Raw genomic sequence first — 24,411 nt, 5'->3', positions numbered from 1 at the left:
AGAGATACTGGCTTAGCTAGCTAGGCTCAGCTAGCCGGCGCCGCCGCGAACTCCGTGCCATCCAACCAGATACGGTGCAGGATGATGGCGAGTTTTCTGGAAGCCACTTCCAACCGGCGTATTTGTCGCCGGTCTGCCGGAGGTGTGTGTACCGCTTGAGGCTCGTCCACGATCGATGCCCTGAGACGGCCGCGACATGCGGGATGTTGAGTCCGGTTTCAAAGAGGCGCGAGATACCGTCATGGCGTAAATCGTGGAAGTGAAGGCGTTCTTCGTCGGGCATGTCTTCGGTGTTGATCCCGAGAAACAGGCAAGCCCGCCTGAACGCCGCATCGATCGCGTCGGTCGAGTAGGGGAAGATTCGATCAGCGACGCGAGGCATCGCCCTTACGATGGCAAGTGCCGGCGCGGGCAGGTCGCACCATGTGTCGTTGCCGATCTTCTGGCCTGGATGCTCATATCGCGAACGAGCACCCGCGAATGCGTTTCGTCGAAATCGGCCCACTCTATTCGCGTGATTTCTTCCTGCCGTCGCGTCGAGAAAATGGCAAAGGCGGTGATGCGGTCCATCGGCGAGGACTCCCGCCGCCGCCGCGTCCGATCCCCGAAGTGCGCCATGATTAAGTCGAGTTCGTCCAAGGTCGGCCTGCGGGTGCGCTGTTTGGATTTCCCCGTGAGCCCCAAACGACCGGTGACCGCGAAAGCGTCCGCCATGGCCTGGGGGTTGAGAGGATACTTCCATGCGGGGGCAGCGACGGCGAAGACCGCGCCAAGATGGCTGAGATAGTTCGCAACCGTTGCTGGGGTGCGGCTGCCATCAGCTCCCAACTCTTTCGCAAACGCTACGATGTCGTCGCTGCCGATTTTCTCACAATCCATGTTCGCGATGTCGTATTCCTTGATGGACTTGAGAACTTGCGCTTTGGTGCGGCCGATCTTCTTGATGCTTTCGTCTACATAGCGATCAATCGCCTGCGCGAGCGTGACTCGTTTGGATCCAGCTCGCTCGATCGCCCCGGGAACCGACAGTTCCGTCTCGCGCTTCTTGATCCAAGAGTCAGCTGCCGCCCTGCGGTCAAACGTCTGCGCCTCGCGCAGCACGACTTTGCCGCCCCTTTTCTTAAGGACTTGGGCCGTGTAGCCAGTGGTGCCATCTTTACGGCGGCGAGCAACTATGGTCCCCATCGGTACGACATTCCTTTTTGAGTACGACATTGTCGTACCAAACCAAGAAAAACAGTCAAAGTCGGTCAAGGATAGTCTATATATAGTAGGTGATCAAGCTGTAGATCAGGCCGAGGACTGGAGTTATATCGTTGGTATATAAGAGAAATTCGTCAAAAGATAGTCCTTCTAGATTTAGTGTAGCCCCCATGATGGATTGGACCGATTAATGGTACCGTATAGAAGCGCCGAATCCTCCCCCGCGCTGAACTTCAGATTGGTATCTGTGCAATTTGACCGGCTGATCGGACCACATCCTGATTTCCACCGGAAGTGACCCGCTGGGTCGCACACCGGCTCGCGCCTCTCCTGAGCCAGTTCTGCAGTGAACAGCGCCCAACGCAGCAAATATGGCATTGCTGATTGCCTGCTGTTGGCTCCGCAGATGATCTTCGAGAAGCTTGTGCCGCGTGATGTAGCCTGCATTTACTCCGGGAATGGCATAGTTCATCAGGAGCTTGGCGTCGATGTCCGAAACGCCCGCTGCCGTTGCAATCGTAGGAAAGTTTGACGGAGATCGTTACCCCACTTCGCGCCCATTCATCTCAACAGCCCGCTGGGACATGAGATCTACGACGTGCGCACGGGGCGGTCATGACGTTTTGGATTTGATGCCGTCCAATTCGAGACCGCACTAGACTAGCCGGTGCGCTCCAATACGATGACGGGCTCTCCCCAGCGCGTCATCGACGCGTTCGCCGGATCCTGCCGCGGACAAGCTTCCGTGTTTAGCGCCGCCTTCTTGGCCGCCATGCAGCCGCAAGCGCTGCAAATTTTCGTGTCACCGCTCATGAGCAGGTTGATTCCTTGGTAGACCAGACGCTGCGGCGGATCGGCCAGGAATTCGCAAGCCTGGCACGCCGCCCAGCGGCGCGCGAAACGATCCTCGTCGACCTTCCGGAAGCCGCCCAGTCCCCAATTTAGCAGGGCCTTTCCCGCTTTCGCGGCGAGAGCGGCGGAGTCGGGGAGCGGGGTAGTCGGCGCGGCGCTGACCGCCATGTTGCCGAGCAGCTTGATCTGTAGCGACGGACTATCCTTAGTCATCAGCAGATAGAACGCGAACTTGCTGTCGTCGAGCGCACGGCGGGTCAGCGCGGCGCTTGCCGGCCCATCCAGATGCAGCGTCTCGCCGAGCAGTTGCCGCGACCTTTCGAAGTCTTCTTCCTTGCGGAAATCCGACGTCCGCTCGGCGCTCATGGCCTTGATCCTTCCCGTCGATAATAGCTGAGTTGGACGGCAACATCGGCAATCACCATGCCGTAGGCGTTCAGCAGGTGCCCGTCGACGGAGCCATCCTCGGCGTCGAAGTCACCGAGTGCGAAGCTTCGCACCCCTCCTCGGATGCTGCCGGCTTCCACGTGCCGCATGACGGCGACTCCGCCGTCGGCCTGCTGCATCCGCTCGCCCGGCGCCAGCGCGCTGGCGGGCCGCACGGCGCCGTCCGGCATCAGATAGAGCTGATCGGCGATGGAGGACAGTTGCCGCACGGTGCCATCGGCCATGACGAAATGCGTCACACAACATGCCCCAGCGTCTTCCGGCGCCACGTCGGCATAGGCCGTCACTGCGCGCTCGGTCAGCTGCTCAGCCCGGTACCGGTCGCGCGGATCGTGTCTCCTTTGCTCTTGCTGAGGCGGTAGACGCCGGCTTCAACCTCCACTGGCACGGCCAACGCGCCACCGCCGCCGCAGCAGCACTTTCCGTCCGGTCCAAATTGGGGCACCGGTGTGTTGGCTTCGAGCCCCGCGTTATTACATACCGGTTGATTTCGGGCTGGAGCTGACCGCAATAGCTGTCGCCGCAATACACTGGCGGCTGCTTTTTCTGCATGTTCTCGAGGCATTGTGCCGTGGGCATGGTGCTCTCCTTTCCCGAACCCCCCGATGCCTTCCGAGCGCTCGCCTCAGAAGGCCTCAGGTGCGGTTGCGCTACAGCGTGACGAACTGCGCGGTATTGTGATCCTTGGCGATCGTCTGGCCGCGCGCGCTCAGAACGCCCTGGACGCGGACGGTGTAGTGTGTCGCCGCCTGCAGGCCGTTGACGGTGAGGGTCACCACAGTTTCCGTGGCGTCGATCTCAGCCTTAGTGACTTTTCCGCCAGCGATCTTGTAGTGCTCCGGATCGACCGCGGTTGCGACGAGCGTCTTGGCCGAGAACGTGACGCGGACATCGGTTAGTGTCGGTGCAGTCGCCCCCATCACCGTGAAATCCGGCGGCGGCACGGCGCACTGCGGAACGCCGGAGAAGGTGCCGCCGTTCTTGATCGCCGTGAGGCGGCATTCTAGCGAGGGTCTGGCGCAGATGTTGTTGGGATCTTCCTTGGCGTGATCAGGCGATACCAGCGCAAAGGTCGCCTCGACCTCCGGCCGCGCCTTGTCAAACATTTCGAAGAACAGATCGTCGTACCAGATCTCGCGGAACCAGAGGGCGGCGCCCCAATAGTCCGCATCGCCCGTACAGGTCTTGCCACCGGCCTGCGCCAGCATGTGGCAAAACACCATCGACAGGCCTGGGATGTTCATCGTCGAGAGCCGCATCAGTCCACCCGAAACGACAATGTAGGACTGATCCAGATCGTTGAAGAACCAGGCGTTGGGCTCGGACCGCGCCCAATCTGCGATGTAGTAGTAATTCGGGTAGAAGCCCCGCATGAGCTTCTTGAGGTACTTGAAGTCCGCCATCGCTTCCGAATTACTCGGGTTCTGGGCGACTTCGTGCTCGGCAATGTCGTGCGCCTGTTCGTCGGTGAAATATCGCAGCGCCGAAGCGGGGATGTTGATCAGCGACTTCGCAGCGGGCTTGAATCCCTTGGGCCATTGCTGCGGATCGGCCACGAACGCTTCGTAGGCCGCGGTATCGTATTTCGCGAAGAACCCAGGGGTCCCGATATGCGGAATGTCCTCGCCCTTCCTGGCGAGAAGATCGTCGCCGAATTCGTTCTGGTAGAACGCCATCTGCAGGGCGAGATCGGCGGTCACTAGTCCGAACGTGTTCATCAGATGGCCCTTGTACGGGTCGTCCGGATGCTCTTTCGGATCGTAGTCGCCCATCGCGAAATTGCGCACGCCTCCGGAAAATTGGCCGAAGGCCACGAGGGTGACAACTGCTTCCTTGCCATCGGCCTGCACGACCTTGTCGCCGGGGCGAAGATCCTGCACCGGTGACAACTTACAGCCGGGAATCAGGTAAAGATGGTCCGCGGTAGAGACCATCGTTCGTTCGGCGCCGTCCGCAAGCAAGAATTTGGCCGTGTAGCAGATGTCGATCGGCACGCCCGGCGCGATGCCTCCGACGCCGGTGACCTCGCGCGGCACCCAGGCATCCATCTTGCCGCCCGTCGATAGCACAGTATCGCCGGTTACGATTGTCTCGATCAGGCGGTAGTTGCCCTTCGACGTCTCGATCGGCGTACCCCAGGCCATGCAAGAGCAGCAGCACCAGCACTTGCCGCTTTCAGGATTCTGCGGCACCGGCACGTCGCCGCCGATGCCGGTGTGCTGGCAATATTCATTGATGTCTACTTGGATCGCGCCGCAATATGGGTCGCCGCAATACTTCGGAGGTGTCTTCTTCTGGATGTTGTTTAAGCATGCTTGCGTTGCCATGGCTCTTCCTCTCAAGCTGAGCAGCGGGGTACATCCACTCGAATGCGTGGCGCGGCGCCGGCCGAAGGCTCTTCGGGCGGAAAATCAGGTGGGCCTCAACACATCGTCAGCATTTCCATCTTTTCCTTCAGGACTGGCCCGTCATGTAAAGTACCAGCTCGGTATCGATCAGCACCGTCGGGCAGAGACGATTGCCGCCGACGTCGCGCAGGCCGCTCGGGGTGTAGCCAGCGCGCAGATCGAAACTTATCTCCACCGCGGCGTCGTCGGTCCCCAACGCAAAGGGTCGTTCCAGGACGCCGAGTGCCGTGCCGTTGGGACCCGGCAGCACAGCTACCGAATCTCTATTGCCGATCTTAACCGAGACATAGGCGTGCTGCGACGCGAGCTGGGTGCCTTGGGAAAGGACGAGATTGAGAAGGAAGCTCGTCACCTCGGCTCGGCCGATGTTGGGCAGAAGCAGGCCGGCCGCTTTGAAGGTTAGCGTCTGTTTTTCGCCACTCACCGGGCCGGTCATGAATGTGGACCAGTCCTGCGGGTTCTGCACGGCAGGTTGCGACAGCGAATTCCATTGCCGTTGGCGAAGCTGCGGCAGGTTCGCGACCTGGTTGCGGAACGCCTCGCCGCCGTCGAGTGCACAGTAGCGCAGCTCGATGACCACGTCGGAGATGGTGCTGAAGTCGATTGGATTGTTGACCGGCGGCATCGAGAACTGCCAGGTCGAAATTGCGCCCGTCTGCTCGAACGGCAGATAAAGTGGATCGCCCGTGTTGGCGAAGAACGTGCCGGGATCCGACTCGCCCTTTGACAACGAGACTCGCTGATAGGCGCGGACGTTGTGTTCGATTACACCCGCCGGCACCTCGACGTCGTCGCCGAGCAGGAATTTCACGGCGTTTATGTTCGGTGCGATCACCACCCGGTTCGCGGTTTGTGTCAGCCTGGCATAGATGCTCGGGATCGGGCCCTTCGCGGTCAGGACTGTGACGTAGACCTGATCGATCCGGCGCATGTATTGTCCCGGGAAATCCTCGTCGAACATACGCTCGCCGAACGAAATGGTCGCTTCGCCAGTTCGCTGGAAAGTGATGAAGCCCTGCGGGTCGAGCTCCTGCAGCGACACCATCTTGGTGATGCATTGCAAACGGGCGCCGTTGCGAATGAACGCGCTCTGCATCTGGTTGAGCGCCAGCATGATGCCTTCGCCTGCCGTGAGGCCCTTGCGCAAGTCGTCCCAATAGGTGACAGCGAGGAACGAGGTGTCGGTGCGGTACTCGTATTGGTAGGAGCGCTGCGCCATCCGCGCCATCTCAAGCGCCAGGCTATACGCCTGGAAGTAAGTCGCGGACAGGCGCCCGGCCATCCAGGCATAGAGATCCTTGTTGGCGAACTTGTTCTTGTAATGCGCGAGTTGGGCTTCGTTCTGCTCGATCGTGACCGTCTGGATCTGCAGATCGCGTTGCGCCATCTGCACTTGGATCTGGGTCGCGGCGATCTGTGCGTCGAACTGGGCAACGTCGAAAGTCGCCAGCGACTGCTGGAGTTCCCAATCCTGGACCTGCCGCTTATGGTTGGCGACGTTGCCTAGGATATTCGCCGTCGTCTCCATGAGCTTGGCGATGACTTCGGTCCAACCGGAGGCGTTCTGCAGACTGGCGCCCAGCTGCACGCCGCCATAGGTCAGGGCGAAGGGCGAACCGATCTGCGGGGCGGTCGAGGCCACCGAGGCGGCGGCACCCAGAACGCTCGAGGTACTGGAGAACACGACCGACAGGCCCAGCATGACCTGCTGGGCGATTTCTTCGGGAATCATGCCGCCCGAAACGAGGTCTTTATAGTGGCTCTCGCGCTCTTTCGCGCTTAGCTTGGCCTGCTGCAGTGACTCAATCTGCTTGTTGAGCTGAGCGATGGTCAGTTGCTTGATCTGAGTCGTGATCTGAAGAACCTGCGCTTCCTGCGTCAGGCGAAGCTGCGACAGCGCTTCGTCATCCTTGCGCTCGATGGCGTTGAGCATCGCGCTGCCCATAGATATGACGAACTCGGCCAACGACCGGGCGACGTCCACGAGATAGGTGAAGCGCAAGGCCGGTACAGGATAGGGCATGTAGCCCGCCCCGCCCGCGAGGCTGCCCGCGGCACCGATGCCCGCGATCACGGCATGAGGATCAATTGGCGGCGCGAACAGTGCCAACTGGCGCGTCACGCCGTTGATGTTCATGCAGTGGCGGATCTTGTAGAGTCGATCGTCGATCCGATCCCACATGAGCCGGAGTTCCTGGTTGTCCGGCACCCCGAAATAGGCATGGATGTCGTTGACAGGAACGTCAGCATAGCGCTCGCCCTGGCCCGTCGCCGGCACGAAAGGCGTGTTTTCCAGGTCTATAAGGAATTGCGGGATGCCGCCGCTGGGATAAAGCGCCTTGATCTCGTTGTAGGTGAGTTTCTTCTTCTGCTCGAACTGGCCGACGACCTGCGGCCTTTTGCCGAGGAGTTCCTGGGCGAGTAGGTAGAGGTTGGTGGCCTGGGTAATGGATTCTCGGGTATCGACCGTGAACAGCGCATCGCCCCACAGGATCAGGTTGTCGACATACTTGATGACGGTCGTCTTGGCATAGGCCGAAATCCGAAGCCGAGCGATGGCATTTGGGTCGAAAGGGTCGTTATTGTATTTGTTGATCTCGAACTGGTTCGTCAATGACTGCTGCAGCGAGGGGATGTTCATGTTCTCGCGGAACGGCCGGAACCGCCAATACCGGTCACTGCCAGTGACGCCAGTATCGTCCGTCGCGGTCGGATCGAAGATGTATTCGTACCAGCGCTTGGCAGTCTCGTAGTCCATGTTGGACTTCAGCCACTCGGCAACCAGCAGCGGGCCGTGGAAGAACATCTCCCAGAAATAGAGGCCGTAAGCGCCGTGGAAATCCATGACCGGCGCGGGAAGCTGTTTGGGATCCAGCGCCGCCGGCGGCTGGCCACCCGGCACCTGGTAGTATTGGTCGAACGGCGTCTCGGGCAGGAACTGCGATCCAAGCGACAACAGCGTGTCGAACCCGACATAGAGCCGCTGCTTGAGCGCTTGCGCCACCGTGGTGTTCAGGCGCTTGACCTGGAACGTCAGGATGCCGAAACCAGTGTCGGACTGGGTATATGGTCCGAACGCAATCTGCAGATCGCCATAGCCCGACGGCTGCCAGAATGTGCGCAGCAGCAGGCCAGGCGCGCTTTCCACCGGCGCAAGATTGCCTGCGGCGAAGAAGAAGGAGTCGGTGTTGTTATTGAACAGGCTCCAGCCGATCTGGTTGCCGACGCCGACCTGAACCGCGCTGGTGCCATTGATGTGGTAGAGTAGGACGCGGCTTTCGGCGTTCTCCGGCGCTTGGTTCGCCGTCGTCCCGGGTGCGCTGTCGCCCCAATAGACGGAGATCAGGGGGCGTTGCGTCGGACTGCTGAACAGGACCTTGTTCTCGCGGTCGACAATGGTACGGATCGTGGTTGTTGTCGCGAACGTCGCCGGGTTGTAGTCGGGCGCGTACAGGCGGATCGGTTGCTGCTCCAGCGCCGAATTTAGCATCAGCGATCGCTGCCCCGTGATGTCGCCGTTCTGCGGCAGGCTGGTTTCGGATTTGACGACGCTAATCAGGTTCAGCGACTGGTAAATCCCTGTATTGTAATCGTTCTTCGCCGCGATGAAAGGATCGTCGCCCGGATTTGGCTGCTCAGGGTTACCCGTCGGCTGGCCGTAATTGGTTTGGATCGACATGTTCGGACCATAGAACACGATCAGCCGCTCAGCGCCGTTGGCCCGCGGGATGACCTTGTAGAGCCCTGTCGTGCCGACCCGGTATGGCTCCGTCTTCGAGACGGTGAGATCGTAAGGCGAGTTGATCAAGAGCGACGTGTCGTCTTCGATCTCCGAAATGGTGCGCGACTGGCCGTCGACGACGAGCTGCTCCATGGGCGCGGCTTCGGTCGAGAATTTTGTTCCGTTGCCGGCGACCGCTGTCAGGTTCTTGAAGATCGTCACGGTGCCCGTGCCGTCGCGCATGGTGCCGACGGTCCATTTCTCCGTGACCGTCATCTGCTCATCGCCGAACACGGCAGCGACTGTTCGCGTCTCGGGCCCGATCTGGATGAAGTCGCCTGGGGAGAAATCGATGGTGAATTGCGTTCCGGTACCGTCGACGATTTTCTGGCCTTTGACGACTGAGACGGTGCCCTGACCGTCATACGGCGAATAGCTGTAGCGCTGCGGATCCTTGGGAACCACGTTGAATTGTGCCGCGGTGCCGGACAACACGAATTTGGATTTGGTGACCAGGGTCTGGTTCGCGGCGTTGATCGATTCGACCTGGAGCTTCTGTCCGCCGGTGTAGATGAAGTCACCGGGCGAAATCTGCCTGTCGAGGCGGGTGCGGTTGCCGGTCGCGGTCGTCCCGCCGGCCGCATAGGTCAGCGTGCCGGTGCCGGGCAACCCGCGCGGGACGCTCTGGGCAAAGGGCTGGTGCCAATAATGCTGCGGTGGATCGTAGGCGACGAGGATATTGCTGTTGTTCGCCGGCGCGTAGTCGTTGGGGGCGATGCGGATGGGCGCGGGGTTACCGAGCGCCTGAGCCGCCAGCCATTTGCCGGTCGAAGTCTGAAATGTGTAGTACAGGCTCGCTTCCCAGCTGGACTGCGTGTTCGAGCCGGGGCTGCCGCCGGTGTCGGATATCGTCGAACTCTTGGATGGCGTGACTTCGTTCCAGAAGAAGAACAGTCGGTCGAAGGCCCACACGGGGGTGATGAAATCGGCCTTGATCGTGACGTCGACGTTGATCCACGGACTCCATTCGGTCACGATCCAGGGCTGGTCGGTGCCGACGAGTTCGGGCAGTGAGCTGCGCGTTAATGTGCGTGTGAAGTATTTGTAGGGCGAGACGTTGGTGCGACCGACTAGTATGCAGGTTTCGTCGATCTGGCCGCCTTCCAGGATCGACTGCTCGGACTTGTAGCCACCGACCGTCACCAGACCCGCCAGCACCTCGAAGCTGTCGAAATATTTTACCATCGCCGCGGCCACGTTCTCGTCGGTTGGGCGCGCCTGCAGCAAATCGTCGGTCAGCTGTCGGAACTCCGGCGAGGCGCCGCTGCGCTGGCTTGGGACGATATAGTTTTCCGGATAGAGGAAGATTTTGCGATTCACTTCCCACATGCGGTACGTTGACAGCCATGTCCACCAAACGACCGGGATGTTGTCGACAGTGACGCCGGGTTCGAGCCCCATGCGGCAGCGCTGCAGGTAAAGCTGGACGGAATTGATGCCCTGCGCGATGGGAGACGTCGTGTCGCAATCGCTCGCCTCGATGTCTATCAGCAGATAGGTCGACAGCGCCGACAGATTAGTGATTGACGGGTAGGTCTTGTTCATTAGCCACAGCAGGTATCCAACGAGCGCGTCGCGCTTGGCCGTGTCCGCGCTACGCCGCAATTGATCGGAGATCACCGCGAAGTCCTGGTCGCGGAAGCGCGCCGCGACCGCCGCGAGGCATGCAGCGGCGGCGTCATCCATCGCCGTCCACTGCGTGGCGTTTATCGCGCCGCCGACTGGGCCCAGACTCGGCGCTTTGACCAAGCCGCTCAGGGTGATGAGGAAACTGGCATCCGAGCCAGTGCCGGCGACTACCGTGAAAGGCGCGGACAGACGCAGCAGCCCGTCCAGCTTGTAGAGCCCGGCATAACTCGGCAGGTTCGCGATCAGGAAGGCGTCGATCTGCGCGATCTGCCCGGGCACCCAGCCGGTGATGTCGTAAAGTGCGTCGAGGCGCTCGGTCATGCCGACGACGCCCTGCCACATCTCCAAGTAGCAGGCGAAGGATTGGGCGTCGGCCGAGGTGAGCGTGCAAAGTGTCACGAACCCACTGAGGCGGCGCAGATCGGCATAGCTCAAAGCGTCGATCTTCGTGATGTTGAAGAGGTCGGGCCGCCGCGCGATATCCGACCACACGCCATCGGCGAAGGCGATCTTGGAACGCAGGAGGTCGAAGCGGGAGAGCCCGTCGAGGACCTTGGTCGCCGCAACCTGATTGTCGATCGTATTGCCTCCCAAGAATGTTGGCACCAGAAGGCGCGGCTGTGAGGCCGAGCTTGCATAAGGCAGGCCGGCGGCCAAGGTGTCCGCGGACAGCGCGAGGACTTCGGCCATCGCGCCCGTCACAGCTGATTGCTGCGCCCCGGCCGAGGTCCCCAGCGTTTGCGCCAGCAGCACCACATTGCTTTGCACCGCATTGAGCGCATTGCGCACCTGCTCCGTCTTGTTCGCCGCCTCGGCATCAGGCACCAACAGCAGAGTCAGCCCGCTATAGGCGCCATCGACGTTGGAGGCGTTGCGATCGAGGATGACGGTGTTGTTCGTGCCGCCATCGGCGCTGCCGTCGAACACCGCGACCTGCAGCGTATAGGCAGAGGTGCTGTCGGGCACCGTTGTCCAGTTTTGGACGACAGTGGCGATTTTTGTGGTGCCGTCATAGGCTGTGATCAGCCGTCGCTGGCCAGATCCGGTGCCGCCTGTGAGCGCAATATAGTAGCCGTCATAGGCGCCGTTATCGCTCGAGGCGTTCGACGCCAGTGTGATCGTGCTGACACTGCCTGCCTGCGCCGTGCCATTTCCGCGCATCGCGACGATCTGCAGCGTGGTGAACGCATCCGGCACGGTCATCCAGACGGTCTGCACCGTCACTGTGCGCGTCGTTCCATTGTAAGCCGTCGTGATATTGGACTGGCCGGTAGCCGGGCTGGTGAACAAAGCCCAGCCCGCGGTCGAGCCATTGTAGTTGGCGCTTAGATAGCCGGTGTCGGTGACCTTGCCCGGCAGGATGGTGGCGGGCGTCGTCGTTTTGAGCGCATTGAACACCGCCTTGGATTGCGGCGCGCCGATGGTTGCGGTCTGAAACGACGTGTCGGCGACGATCGGAAGATAGGGCGACAGCATCTGGAAATCGATCGCCGCCGCTATTCCCTCGAGATAACCGCTCACGAAGAACTGCTTGTTGGCGGCTCCGGCAACTCCGAGGAACAGATAGTCGAGTGACGTCCCTGGCGTGTAGTTGGCCGTTAGATTCCAATTGTCGCCGGCTAGCGTGCTCAAGACCGGCGGAAGTTGTGCCGTGAGTGCGTCGAGCGCGGCCCCCGCTTCGGCGTCGCTTAGCCCGCCCTTGGCCGTCAGATCGGCGACGGTGATGGGGAAATCTGCCGCGATCGTCGCAAACAGCGTGTCATGCGGGATCACCAGGCCCCGCGTATCCAAGATGTTGTCCGCTGTCAGGCCGTCGACGATCGCTTTCGCCAACGTTTCCGAAAAACCGATCTGGACGAAAGTGGTCGCGGTGACCTGAAGCGCCTTGGACGATGTCGCAAGGTCGGTGAGGATAGTCGGCACGCTTTGTGGATCGAACGCGGGTTTGACGTAGCGCGTGCGTACGCCGGTCAGCACATAGGACAACTCATAGGCCGACATGTCGATGTCGGCGAGCCACTGCACGATACTGATCGCGCTCTGGACATCGGCCAGGGCGGCGCTGGCGGTCGCGGCATATTGCCCACTCAGGCCCGCGAGCGCGCGTGCCACCAGATATTCGCCCGGCGGCAGGTTGAAGATGCGGCCGATCTGTCCCAGCCGCCACAACCCGGTCAACGTCGCCAAGTCGAGCGTCAGCGCCACAGCGGCCGGCGCATTGGCTGCTTTGTAATAGGCACCAAGAGACGGCAAATCGGTCTTCTTGATCTGCAGCGCCGCCGTCAATCGGTCCTCGAGTTCGACCGCCGCCGACAGCAGATATTCGGACGTCCCGGTGGGCGTCGTGCCCCACGGGGCATAGAGCGTTGCCTTCCGGCTGGCGCCGTCATAGGCCCTGATGATCAGTGCCTGTCCGGCGCCGGGACCCTTGGTGATGCTGAGCTCAAGGCCGACATAGGCGCCATTCACAGCGGACGCATCCGCCGCAAGCGTCGCCTCGCTTTGCATTGCGGATTGCAGCGTTCCGCTGATTCCCTTCTGGTTTGCCAAATTGTCCGGTGACCAGGCCAAGGGCCGCGCCGGGTCGAACGGAACCGGATTGGACGACAGATAGGGACTGCGACCATTCAGCAGCGAGGGGGCGTTGAAGGCCATGTCGAACGGATCGTTCGGGATCGGCCCCTTACCCCGCCCGCTCGTCTTGAATGCACCGGCCAGCGGCGCGATCACTGGGATTTCGCGTTCGGTAACGGCAGCCAGTTGCTTGATCGCCGCAAGCGAGGTCAGGAAGTCCTGGGTGATCTCGCTCGCGCCGCAGACCCGCATCAGCCAGTCCAGGGTCTCGAAATCGATGCCGGTCAGACGCGATAAGCGGATGAATCTGCTGAGCCTGTCGAGGCGCTTCTGCGACAGGTTATCGATCCTCGCATAGATGTTGCCGAGCTGGGCGTCGGCCTGATCCACTCGCAGAGCCGAGAGGCCCTCGCCGGTATTGTTGATGAAGAAGCCATCGGCGTCGCCGGCGGCGAATTCCGCCTCGCTCAATCCTTGGGTGAAAAGGCGATCGATGTCCTCGAAGGTCATAGCGCCGACGCGGTCGCAGAAGGTCGAGACCCGCGTCATGTCGGTCGGATAGCCGAACACGGTATAGGCGACGTTGCTTCCGTCCAGCACCCAGGGTACGTCTATCCTAACATTCGTCGTGTCAACAATCTTGATGACCGTACGGATTTGCCCTTGACTTTGGAATTCCTGATGGACCTTGAGCGTACCGAGCTGGCCCCCACTCGCCGCCACTGTGTTCTTGGCATAAGTGACCGTGCCGGTTCCCGCCGATGGCAGCGCCTTCGAGATCAAATCGAGACCGTATTGCGCGCCGATTGCGGCATCCGTGGTGTTCACTGTCACGACTTCTGCGACCTGCTCTGCCGACAGGCCGAGATAGGCGCGAGCGAGATCGTTGCTGGTAAACCCTAGAGCGGACGGAATCGACGCCAGCATCGCCTGGCCGGCCTGGTTTAGCGAGGTGCCCAGCTTAGCGAGATAGATGTTGGTCTCGGTCAGGGGACGGTTGAAGGGCAGGTTAAACGGGTAAGGCGCAGCCGCGACAGCGCGATAGGGATCCTGGCCCAGCGCGACGGTCAGGCGTTTGACGAAAATCTGATTGATCAGCGAGATATAGGGCAGTGTCGTCGTGGTTTCTTCGCAGGTCAGTTTTATCTCGTCGAACAGATCGCGGCGACGCTCGTCTAGACGATAGCCAGGCGGAATGGTCTCCTTGTTGTAATAGGTGATGTATTCGTCGGTAATCCGCATGATGTCGAGGAAGTACGCCGCGGGCGAGAAGATCGAGTTGCATTCGGGCACTTCGTAGTAGTCGAGCGAGCCGAACATGCTCTGATAGCTCGGCATGCCCTCGAAGTAATCGGTCAGCTCGGCGTCGGCGAAATTCGCCAGACCGGCGCGGCTATAGCGCGAGCCCACCACGTCGCGAACATTGGCGAACAGATGACGTGCCGCTGCCTTGATCTGCACCGCGCGGCGGTGAATCTCGCCGGCCAGTTTCCTGTCGCCGCCCAGCGCACCGGCGGCTTTGTCGACGAAATGGTGTTCCGATCGGCTGCTGATGTCATGGGCGGAACTGAAGCCTAGCTTGACCAGCCGCGCGGCCACCGTCTCGATCTCGCTCCTGACCCCGGTATATTCGGGATCGCTGTACGGCATGACACGCGCCAGCCGCTGGTACACTTTGAGTTCCTCCAGCTGCGCCTCGACGTCCGGCACGGCGCCCTTCAGCGCCGCCCGCGCCTTGGGATCGAAAAAATCGTGGCTCAGCAGGTCGAAATTCGGGTTCTCGCGGAAGAAGGCGGCGAAGCGCCCCGTCGCGAGCCGAAGGATCGGACGTTCGATGGTCATGATGGGGCGCCGCGGTCGGGGGCGGCGGAGCGCACATGATGGCGGCGGATCGGAAGAGACCGCGTGCTAAAGGCTGTTAGGGACTGATTAACTATAAATGTTGAGTTTGCAGGATGTCGATTCCCCGCGAGCCTTATCCTTCTGACGTTTCCGATGACGAGTGGGCGCTTGTTGCCCCCTATCTGACACTTTTGCCCGAGGACGCCTCGCAGCGGACGCCCGCGCTTCGCGAGGTGTTCAACGGCTGCGGTACATCGTGGAAGACTGGCGCGCCCTGGCGCTGGATGCCGAACGATTCGCCGCCGTGGAAGATCGTTGATCAACAGGCGCAGCGGTGGTTGCGCGCGGGTTGCTTTGAAGCCCTGGCCGAGGATCTGCGCGTTATCCTGCGCCTTGCGGCTGGACGACCCGCGCAGCCGACCGCCGCCATCATCGACAGTCGAACTCTGCGCTCGACGCCCGAGAGTGGCGCCCGCGGCGCCTACGACGGAGCCAAGCGCAAGAAAGGTTCGAAGCTGCATCTGGCCGTCGATACGCTTGGCCATCCACCTCACACCACATCGCCTTCGCATGCATCATGCTCAGAAACGTCGCTAAACTGGCTGCTGGTTCCTAACAGCCTCTAGCTAAGCTAGGCAACTACAAGAACTTGCAGGTGACGGAAGTCGGCTACGGCGCTTAGCTCCGAACATCGACTAGATGTGTGACATGTTACAGCGCCCGCCTGAACGGCCATTTGACGTGCGTGACCGACGGTAGGCGCCCCGGTTACTTGTCCGCGCCATTATCTGGTGCGCCAGGGAGAACGTGACCCTCTCAGGAGCAAGGTGGCCGGCTTTGCCGTTCCAAGGGGGAGGGCTGGCCACCGACGTTAGCAGTGCGTGGCAGGGACAGCACGGGGCCAACGGATGCACACATTCGAGCAGCACATCACCCCACTGCGGTCGCAAGCGCTTGCGGTGCTTGCAGCCAGTCAGGCCCGTGCGGCCGATCAGTCTCTGAGCCAAGCAGATCGTCAAGTCGCGACGTTTAATGCCAGGGAGGCTCAGGCAATGGTAGACATACTCGATTGCGTGAAGCCCAATCTCGGGCCGAAGGAGGCACGGAAGATCGGTGCACGCATACGCGATCTTCTAGGGGTAGCGCGTGAGCACCAACCGGTTCGGGTGGGACCCCTGTGAGACTTTCGCCAGCGTCGCGCCCGCGCTGCTTGCCGGTGCTGGCGCAACATGCGGGCGTCCGAGCCACCGGCGCGAGTAGGAGAGTGACCAGCTATCCTCTGTAGCCAATTAGTTGAGCGACCTCCACTAGAAGGTGGCCGACCATCATGCAGGCGCTTTCGGCCTTATAGACGTCGGCAGTTGTGGCGCGCTCAGGGTATCGGAACCAATACTCTTTGTGGTAGCGGCTGAGGTGTTCCACGTCCTTTGCAGCGCCGGGCCAAAGGCGCTCACGAAGTCCATCGGTTTTTGCTAACAAATCCGCTAGGTCGTGGGACCGCTGCAGGGCAGGTTGATGCTGCCCCTGAAATTGCAGCAATGCTTTTAAGCCATTCTCGATGCTGAAGCCGATGAGAAGTAGAAGGGAATTCCTATTCGGGAAATATCTTCGCCGGGTGCAGAGGAATGAATGCGTTTGGCACCCTCTAGCAATGCAACCGCATATGCCAGCTTCTCGATATGAAACTCTGCGTCTTCTGTCATGAGCGCCCCTGCAGCAAAGTTCCAAGCATGATCAGCGCAGTGCTCGCTGAACCTTTTCGTCGCACGAGGCGATTATGATCCCCGTCTCAGCCCAATCGTTCTATTGTTCGTCCCGTCGCCTTCTCCTGCAAATCGATTTGGTGTGCAGTGTCCAAATCCTTTTTGAGAACGGCGACTGAAAAACAAACTGGACTTGCGAGGAATGCGGGCAAGAGACCGACCTGTCATCCGCACCATTCAGGGACTCTGAAACCCACTCTTGATATTCGCATCTCAGGTGAGTGATCCGGGCCGAGCCCATACTGACAGTATCTCAGACGGAGATATACTCGCCTGTTTTGGTAGTGGCTAGTATGGCGCCAGTGTTGCTCGGGATAAGCGAGTGCGCTCGCGCCGAATTGCGGTGGAACTCTTCACTGCCTCTCACAGCTGAGCATCACCGTCGTCTCGTAAGTCATCGCACCAGAGCTCGCGCCTGCGGCAAGATGAAAGATGAGTGACTGAAACGGGGTAGAAGAGATGGCTGTCAAGCCTCTCCGCAGGATCAGATCCGGGCGATGACGCCCAGCAGCGCACCGGCCAAGCACCTGATCATTTCCCGCCGACTTTCGTCGACGCTCCGATGAGCAAGAGAGTTCGGCGGTTAGGTGAGGCTCCATCTACGCGCTCACCACTTTGGTGCATTATCTACAAACCGATAACCCCGAGCGGGCCAGCCAGGGGGCGATGACCGCATCGGACCCCGCGCAGGAGCGTTATCCTTACTTACCGGCAACGTCAGCCGTTTTGCGAAGGCTGCAGGGCAGTCGAACATGGCGAAGCTGGACTGGTGTGATTGTCACCACCCCGTCCGCCGACGACGGTCACACAAAATGCGGCCGCGCTCCAGCCGCTTGGCATAAAGTGACATGCCCAGTCCTGGCAGGCTCGAACTTTTCGGCCGCTTACAAGATCTGGCAGGGGCTTAGCTTAGCCAGCTCATGTATATAGCGGAAACTCTGTCCCGCATTTTGCCCGGGGACTCGCGCAGAACGGAGGTCACAGGTGGCGTACATGAAACGTTTCAATCAAAGCGGGCTGACACTTACGCTGTTGCTCATCCCGCGCGCTGGCTCCGAGCCGAACCAGTCCGCGCCGGTCGTCACAGCGGCGCTGCCAGTGGGTGGCAAACAGACAATTGAGTAAGGTAAAGCGTAGAATCCTTCCTCAAGTGAGCTCGTGATTTCCATCATCCTCCGATGGCGCAGATCGTGACGAGTCGGGGCAGCAGCTGGGATACTGTACTGAATACCCACGATACCCTTAACCTTACCCTAGCGGAGCGGGTGGCTGAACCTGGTGGGCTCGAACACATAACCCGCAACGGCACGTGCTGGATGGCAAGGCTATGCTGGCGGCGTCGAGCCCCGGAGCTAAGCGGGATTTTGGGTGATGAGATGATCAGGCGGCGTGGGTTTCCGGCACTTGGATGACCTCGATGCCGTCATTGAATCTGACACCTGCGATGACCTTCGGCAACTGATTTGTGCCCTTGAGCCGCCGCCAGGTCTTTGATGCGGCGATCACCAGCTTGAACACCATCAGCTTGGCGGTGGTCGGCGACAACGAACCCTTGGTGCGCACCGTCCTGTGCCGCACGGTGGCGAACACGCTCTCGATCGGATTGCTGGTGCGCAGGTGATCCCAATGCTCGGCAGGAAAGTCGTAGAAGGCCAGCAGCGCGTCGCGATCCTTGACCAGACATTCGACCGCCCGACCGTATTTGGCGCGGTATTTCTCGGCAAAGACGTCGATCGCCGCTTCGGCAGACGCCCGGTTCGGCGCCCAATAAACCTCGCGCAGATCCTTCTTCATGGTGGCCTGCACCGAGAGCGGGACCTTGTTCAGGACATTCACGGTCTTGTGCACCCAGCATCGCTGGTGCCGTGTGCCGGGAAAGACCTCGTCGAGCGCCTTCCAGAAGCCGAGCGCGCCGTCGCCGACGGCAATTTCGGGCGCGATCTGCAATCCGCGCTGTTTGACGTCGATCAGCAGCTCACGCCAGCTCTGCGCGCTCTCTCGCACGCCGACCTGGAAGCCGATCAGTTCCTTCTTGCCTTCCGGCGTCGCGCCGATCAGCACCAGCATGCACTCGCCGTGGTCTTCCATGCGGGCCTGCAGGAAGACACCATCGGCCCACACATACGCGTAGCGGCGCGCCGACAGATCGCGCCTCTGCCAGCGCTCGTACTCGCCTTGCCACTCGGCCGTCAGCCGGGAAATCACCGCGGGCGACAGGTTCGGCGCGTCCTTGCCCAGCAATGCCGTCAGCGCCTCCTGGAAAGCGCCGGTCGAGATGCCGCGCAGGTACAGCACCGGCAACAGCGCATCCAGACTTCTGGTCCCCCGTGCCCACAACGGCAGGATCGCCGAGCTGAACCGGATCCGCTCGCCATCGCCGGCCGCCCCGCGGTCCCGGATCTTCGCCCGCGCCACCTCGACCGGCCCGATGCCGGTCTGGATCGTTCGCGCCGGGCCATAACCATGCCGCACGACACGGGCGCGTCCGTCGGCAAGCTTCAAATCCTTCACCGTGGCAAGAAATGTCTCGACTTCGACCTCGACGGCCTGCGCTAAAAGCTGCCGCGCACCAGCGCGCAGCACATTGGTCAGTGGATCGTCGATCTCGTCCGGCTGACGAAGCGGGACAATGTTGCTAGTCTCGTTCATGGCGTATCGCTCTCCTTGAGAGGTTCTGGCAGGCTCGACACCCGCCTCGATACGCCGCCTATCTCAGTCCGTCATCACCCAGCTTCCCGCATAGCTCGGAGACGACGCGGCGGCCGCTCTTGCCGGCATGTGCCAGCGCATTGCGCATGAAGTGGACGAGGCGGCAGTTAGCGCTGTCTCCGCCCCGCTAACTTTCCCGCTGTTTAGATCGAAGGCGCCACCACCTTGAGCGGCCTGCCCCGGCTCGCGACGTCAGGGTCGTGATGAAATGCTGTGGAGAGCCGATGCTTGAGAGGAGTTATGCGGGATTTTGGGTGACGAGGTGATCAGGCGGCGTGGTTTGCCGGCATTTGGATGACCTCGATGCCGTGATTGTCCCGCGAATCAGGAGAGACGATGAGCAGACGAGCCCGCCGGCAGCACGCACCGGCATTCAAGGCCAAGGTGGCGTTAGCGGCGATCAAGTTCTTCTGCTGCTTGACGAAGGGCTTCACGTAAGCCGGTGGGATTAGCCGCACTTCATGGCCGTGCTTGCCAATCTCACGAGCCCAGTAATGCGCGCCCGAGCAGGCTTCCATCGCCACGAGGCTAGCCGGCTGCTCGGCTAAGAATGCCAGCAGCTTATTCCGGCGCAGCTGTTTGCGAAAAACGACCTTTCCGGTGGCATCGGCTCCATGGGCCTGAAAGACATATTTCGCTAAATCTAGTCCAATCGCGCTAACTTCGTTCACGGACGCTTCCTCTCTCGTGATGGCTGTTCCACACCTTTCACTTTGGCACATCGATGCCGCCGAGGCGGGCGTCCACCCCATCACAGCAGGAGCAACAGAAAAACCAGCCCTCGAACCGCGATTCAAGATTGACCACGCGGCTTCGCCGATGCCAGAACCAGACAGCCAGAACGCCTCGCACGCCCCGGGCGACATTAAATCGGAATGGTGGGCGAGATCATCTCGGAATCCTGGGCGAGATCAAATCGGGACACCCGGGCGAGATCATCGGAATCAGCATCCAAGTGTTATCGCGAGCGCGAATGCTTCCTGAAGCGTGCCGTGTTCGCACTGTTCGATTTGTCGGATCTGCAACCACAATGATGTTCGGTCGGTCTGCCGCACATTTGCTGTTTAGCATTAGAGAAGCAAGAATAGCGCTTTCTGCCGTTCCTGAGCAGTTGGCACGATACTTGAAGTTGCTACGGGGTCGGCGGCAGTTGCTGGCCGGCCAAACTCAGGGCTATTGAAAAGGAAAAAACATGAGAAGCGATATATCAGCTTATGGCGTGACGGAATTGACTCCTGAAGAAGAATTGGCAACTGCGGGAGGGGAAGGTATCGCTCCGACGGTTTGCCCTTGCGGTTGGGAGGTCCGTCCCATCGAGGGCCGTTACCACATCATTCCAATTCCTTGCCCCGAGCAACCTAACCCCTAATTGCAAAACTGCCTGCAGCCTGCCTGTGTGGCGGCAGGCAGGCTCTTCTTCATGCCGCCACGGGAGAGTTCCGTTCCGGAGAAAGGTCTTTGGGGGCCCGCGGTTGAATGTTTAAGAAATTCCGTTCAACAGCCCTGTCGCCGGCGCAACGATAAGACTTCACCGGCGTGCGAAGGCTCTCAGCTAAGTGGCAGCTTCGAATGCGAATCGAATGCTAAACGGCTGCTCGGGAGTTCTTGTGCAGCTTAGGTGTGAAGGACAATAGCCGGCGCACCTTCCTCGTGCGTCGCTCAATCGTGATTAGTCGTTTGGCACTGCCGATCGTCGTTAATCTCTGACAGGGGCTATTATGGCTGATGTACTGCTGCCTCCGGAGATGATCAGCTACACTGCTGAGAGCATCCTATCCCGAGAATCAGGACGATCTTTGGCGATCTATAAGATAATTGTGTTGTCTGTCGTTGCGACGTTTGTGTCGCTGCCAGTCGTCACCGTCACGCTGTCTGCTCAAAGTGCCGGTACCATTCGTCCCACAATCGAGAAAACACCTCTGATAGCACCCGTCTCCGGACGGATTTCTCGTGTTCTTGCCGTCGAGAACGATCTCGTTGCACAAGGACGAGAGATCTTAGCTCTGGACGATGTGATCGTTGAGGAGAAGATCGGTGCGCTTACAGGCGAAATCCGTCTGAAGCGCGATCGTGCCAGCGACCTCCAGGCCCTGATCTCTTCCGGCGTGCAGTCCGACGCCCCAGTCCGCCTCCGCACGGAGTCCGCCACGGCCGAGCGCTTGCATTATCTCAACCTGTTGCGGGAGAACCAATATGCCCGCACCAACGCCGCGGCAGAACTCGAGCGCGCTCAGCGACTCGTCGCGGTTGCTGCGGCGCCGACTAAGGCGGTTGAAGAAAAGGCTTTCGCGTTGCAGAGACTCGAGGTGAAGGGCGAGATCCTCGTCCGGAGCAAATCCGCCGAATGGAATCAGCAGCTCTTCGATACGAACCTCCGCCTTCAGGAGCTCACCGCCAGCTTGCACCAACTTGAGAACGAACGCGACTTGACCCGGATTCGCGCTCCTGTGTCCGGCGCACTCGAGCAATTCAACGGCGTCACCCCGGGCAGCTACGTCCAGGCGGGGCAAAATGTCGGTTGGGTCTCGCCTGACGGCGAACTGGTGGCGGATATCTACGTTTCGCCCAAAGACATCGGCTTCGTGCAGCCTGGCCAGGCGGTGAGGCTCCAGATCGATGCTTTCAACTACAATCAATGGGGGATGATTGACGCGACAGTGTTAGAGGTCGCGCAGGACTTTACCCTGCAGGACAAGAGTCCGGTCTTCAAGGTCCGCTGCGCGCTTTCTCGCAGTTACCTCGAGCTCACAAATGGCATCATTGGTCATCTGAAGAAAGGCATGACGGTGAGAGCCCGTTTTCTCGTGGCGGAGCGCACTCTGCTGCAACTTATCTACAATGAGATTGACGATTGGCTCAACCCGGTCCTGGCGGCTCGTTAATTATCCATTCCAAGAAGCCGGTGAGCCGCCATGTTGGGTCAAATCATCAAAGTCAAGCAGCGCGACATCACGGATTGTGGGGCGGCCAGCCTTGCTTCCGTTGGAGCCTTCTACGGTTGCAAGTTGCCATTGTCGCGCATTCGCCAGTATGCCTCGACGGACCGATCGGGCACCACCGTGTCGGGTCTTCTGCTAGCGGCTCATCAGCTGGGATTCATTGCCAAGGGTGTCAAGGGCGACTTCGAGAGCTTGTACAAGATCCCCAAGCCGGCCATCGCGCATGTGATCGTCAAGGATGTTTTGCGGCATTTCGTAGTGATCCAGGCGATCGACGGGAGGTGGGTCACCGTCATGGACCCCTCGTACGGCGAAATTCGCAAGCTATCGCATGAAGAATTCAAGAGGCAATGGACTGGCGTCCTGGTGCTCCTGGTTCCGGCCGACACCTTCAAGCGCCGCGACGAGACCACCTCACCTCTTCTCCGCTTTGCCCGGCTGCTTGCATCGCACAAAGCGGCGCTAACGCAGGCTCTCGTCGGCGCACTGGTAACCACCCTTCTGGGGCTGTCGACAGCCATTTACGTCCAGAAGATCGTCGACCACGTGATCACAGGAGGAAACCGCAATTTGCTCAATCTCATGAGTGTCGTGATGCTGCTGATCCTGGTGCCGCAGCTCGTAATCAACCTGCTCAGAAACCGGCTAGTCCTGCAAACAGGTCAGAAGATCGATGTCTGCTTGATCCTTGGCTACTACAATCACATCCTAAGCCTACCGCAAAACTTCTTCGAGAGCATGCGAATGGGAGAAATCGTCTCCCGCATGAATGATGCGGTGAAAATCAGGAGCTTCCTGAACGACGTCTCGATCACCATGTTCGTCAACATGTTAGTCATACTGTTCTCGTTCGGCCTGATGTTCATCTACTCGTGGAAGATCGCTTTTGTCGTGTCTATGTCCATCCCACTATATGTCTTAGTCTATTGGACCATTAACCGACTCAATAGGAAGCGCCAGCGCGCGATCATGGAGAACGCCGCCGAACTGGAGGCGCAATTGGTTGAATCACTCGGAGCTGTTTCCACGGTCAAGACTTTCGGCGTGGAGAGCTTCGCTTGCCTTAAGATGGAAACTCGCTTTGTCAAGATCCTGCAATCGGTCTACAGCTCCGGCCTCATCTCGATCGTCGGAGACAATGCTTCTACCTTTCTCTCAACTCTCTTCACAATCCTGCTAATGTGGTTTGGTGCGACGCTTGTTCTGGATCAGTCCGTCACTCCGGGTGAGTTACTTTCCTGCTACGCACTGCTCGGCTATATCACCCGGCCTGTTGCCAACCTGATCCAAACCAACAGAATCGTTCAGGACGCGTTTATCGCGGCGGATCGCCTGTTCGAGATTTTCGACCTTGAGCCGGCACGCGGCGGCGGTATTGATGCCACCAAATCCGAGCTTGGTGATATCCGCCTGGAGAACGTCACCTTCTGCCATGGCTCACAGCCGAAGCTATTTGAAGATCTTAACGTCACCTTTCGTCGAGGCGAAATGACGGCCGTGGTGGGAGAAAGCGGCTCAGGCAAGAGCTCCCTTGCGGCGCTGTTGCAGAACGTCTACCCTCTCGAGAGTGGCCGCATTCGGATCGGTCGCTATGATATCAACGATCTCTCGACCGTATCTCTGCGTAGGGTTATTGCTGCGGTACCGCAGTCGACGGACGTATTCTCAGGCTCCGTGATCGAGAACATCGCGCTTGGCGAGTTCGAACCGGAGATCGACAGGATCATGAAGATCTGCGATCAAACTGGGCTGAGGGAGGTGATCGAGAATTGGCCGGCAGGTTTCCAGGCCTATCTAGGCGAAGCCGGCATACGTCTCTCTGGCGGCGAAAAACAGCGCCTTTCGTTGGCTCGAGCTCTGTATCGGGATCCGGAGATCCTGATCCTTGACGAACCGACCTCCTCTCTAGACTCCGTTGCCGAAGCCACTATTCACCAGCTCCTCGATGATCTGCGTCGTGCCGGCAAGACCATCGTAGTCATCTCTCACCGACTTAGCACCATCCGTGCTGCCGACAAGCTTGTCATGTTACACAAGGGGCGGATCGTTGCTGAAGGCACGCATAGTGATCTGCTGGGTGAAGCCGCTTATCTCCGCTTGTGGCAGACGCAAACAGACGGGCAGCTAGGTTGCAGTTGATGGCTGATCGCGCTCAATGCTCGCTTCGAACTAGGGTCTGTACCTAATTAGCGGGTTCTGATTCCCTCGCACCGAGTTGATTCGGCACGGGGGACTTCGATGCGCAAAGGACTGTTCTGGCTGAA

At 59.9% G+C, this 24,411-nt stretch carries 10 protein-coding genes and 2 pseudogenes; 4 read left to right on the top strand and 8 right to left on the bottom strand.

From position 1 onward, the window contains the following. Positions 1 to 16: 16 nt before the first annotated feature. From GGD61_RS38470 to GGD61_RS38450, 6 genes and pseudogenes are all read right to left on the bottom strand, one after another. Positions 17 to 1,185: pseudogene (locus GGD61_RS38470) on the bottom strand (tyrosine-type recombinase/integrase). 251 nt (positions 1,186 to 1,436) lie between these two features. Next, positions 1,437 to 1,758 (bottom strand): annotated as a pseudogene (locus tag GGD61_RS41010) (integrase); the annotation flags it as partial. A 105-nt stretch (positions 1,759 to 1,863) separates the two neighbouring features. Beyond that, complete coding sequence (locus tag GGD61_RS38465) at positions 1,864 to 2,421, bottom strand: hypothetical protein (protein ID WP_183232337.1); 558 nt, start codon at positions 2,419 to 2,421, stop codon at positions 1,864 to 1,866. Continuing rightward, entirely contained in the window at positions 2,418 to 2,789 is a 372-nt protein-coding gene (locus GGD61_RS38460; protein WP_183232336.1) for a hypothetical protein, read from the bottom strand. The genes GGD61_RS38465 and GGD61_RS38460 overlap by 4 nt, the downstream gene beginning before the upstream one ends. A gap of 363 nt (positions 2,790 to 3,152) precedes the next feature. Further along, positions 3,153 to 4,829 (bottom strand): fibronectin type III domain-containing protein, encoded by a 1,677-nt coding sequence (locus GGD61_RS38455; RefSeq protein ID WP_183232335.1) that lies wholly within the window; start codon positions 4,827 to 4,829, stop codon positions 3,153 to 3,155. Between the two features lie 127 nt (positions 4,830 to 4,956). Then, entirely contained in the window at positions 4,957 to 14,736 is a 9,780-nt protein-coding gene (locus tag GGD61_RS38450; protein WP_183232334.1) for a neuraminidase-like domain-containing protein, read from the bottom strand. A gap of 113 nt (positions 14,737 to 14,849) precedes the next feature. On the opposite strand from GGD61_RS38450, the gene GGD61_RS38445 reads away from it, so the two are divergent. After that, positions 14,850 to 15,362: a transposase gene (locus tag GGD61_RS38445; RefSeq protein ID WP_409362495.1), complete on the top strand. Its 513-nt coding sequence runs from the start codon at positions 14,850 to 14,852 to the stop codon at positions 15,360 to 15,362. Between the two features lie 2,130 nt (positions 15,363 to 17,492). Beyond that, entirely contained in the window at positions 17,493 to 17,624 is a 132-nt protein-coding gene (locus GGD61_RS41360; RefSeq protein ID WP_283814589.1) for a hypothetical protein, read from the top strand. 255 nt (positions 17,625 to 17,879) lie between these two features. On the opposite strand, the gene GGD61_RS38440 is transcribed toward GGD61_RS41360, so the two are convergent. Both GGD61_RS38440 and GGD61_RS38435 read right to left on the bottom strand, forming a co-directional pair. Next, complete coding sequence (locus tag GGD61_RS38440) at positions 17,880 to 19,148, bottom strand: IS256 family transposase (protein ID WP_183232333.1); 1,269 nt, start codon at positions 19,146 to 19,148, stop codon at positions 17,880 to 17,882. Between the two features lie 326 nt (positions 19,149 to 19,474). Further along, the gene (locus tag GGD61_RS38435) at positions 19,475 to 19,879 is read right to left on the bottom strand and encodes a hypothetical protein (RefSeq protein ID WP_409362496.1); all 405 of its coding nucleotides are present in this window, start codon (positions 19,877 to 19,879) and stop codon (positions 19,475 to 19,477) included. Between the two features lie 1,125 nt (positions 19,880 to 21,004). Here GGD61_RS38435 and GGD61_RS38430 point away from each other — a divergent pair. Further along, positions 21,005 to 22,090 carry an HlyD family secretion protein gene (locus GGD61_RS38430; protein ID WP_183232338.1) on the top strand — a complete coding sequence of 362 codons (1,086 nt, stop codon included), beginning with the start codon at positions 21,005 to 21,007 and terminating at the stop codon, positions 22,088 to 22,090. Between the two features lie 30 nt (positions 22,091 to 22,120). Then, positions 22,121 to 24,286 (top strand): peptidase domain-containing ABC transporter, encoded by a 2,166-nt coding sequence (locus GGD61_RS38425; RefSeq protein ID WP_183232332.1) that lies wholly within the window; start codon positions 22,121 to 22,123, stop codon positions 24,284 to 24,286. Positions 24,287 to 24,411: the final 125 nt, after the last annotated feature.

Source organism: Bradyrhizobium sp. SBR1B (assembly GCF_014198205.1).
Taxonomy (GTDB): domain Bacteria; phylum Pseudomonadota; class Alphaproteobacteria; order Rhizobiales; family Xanthobacteraceae; genus Bradyrhizobium.
Note: the sequence above shows the minus strand (reverse complement) of the source record. Positions and strands in the feature narration are given on the sequence as shown.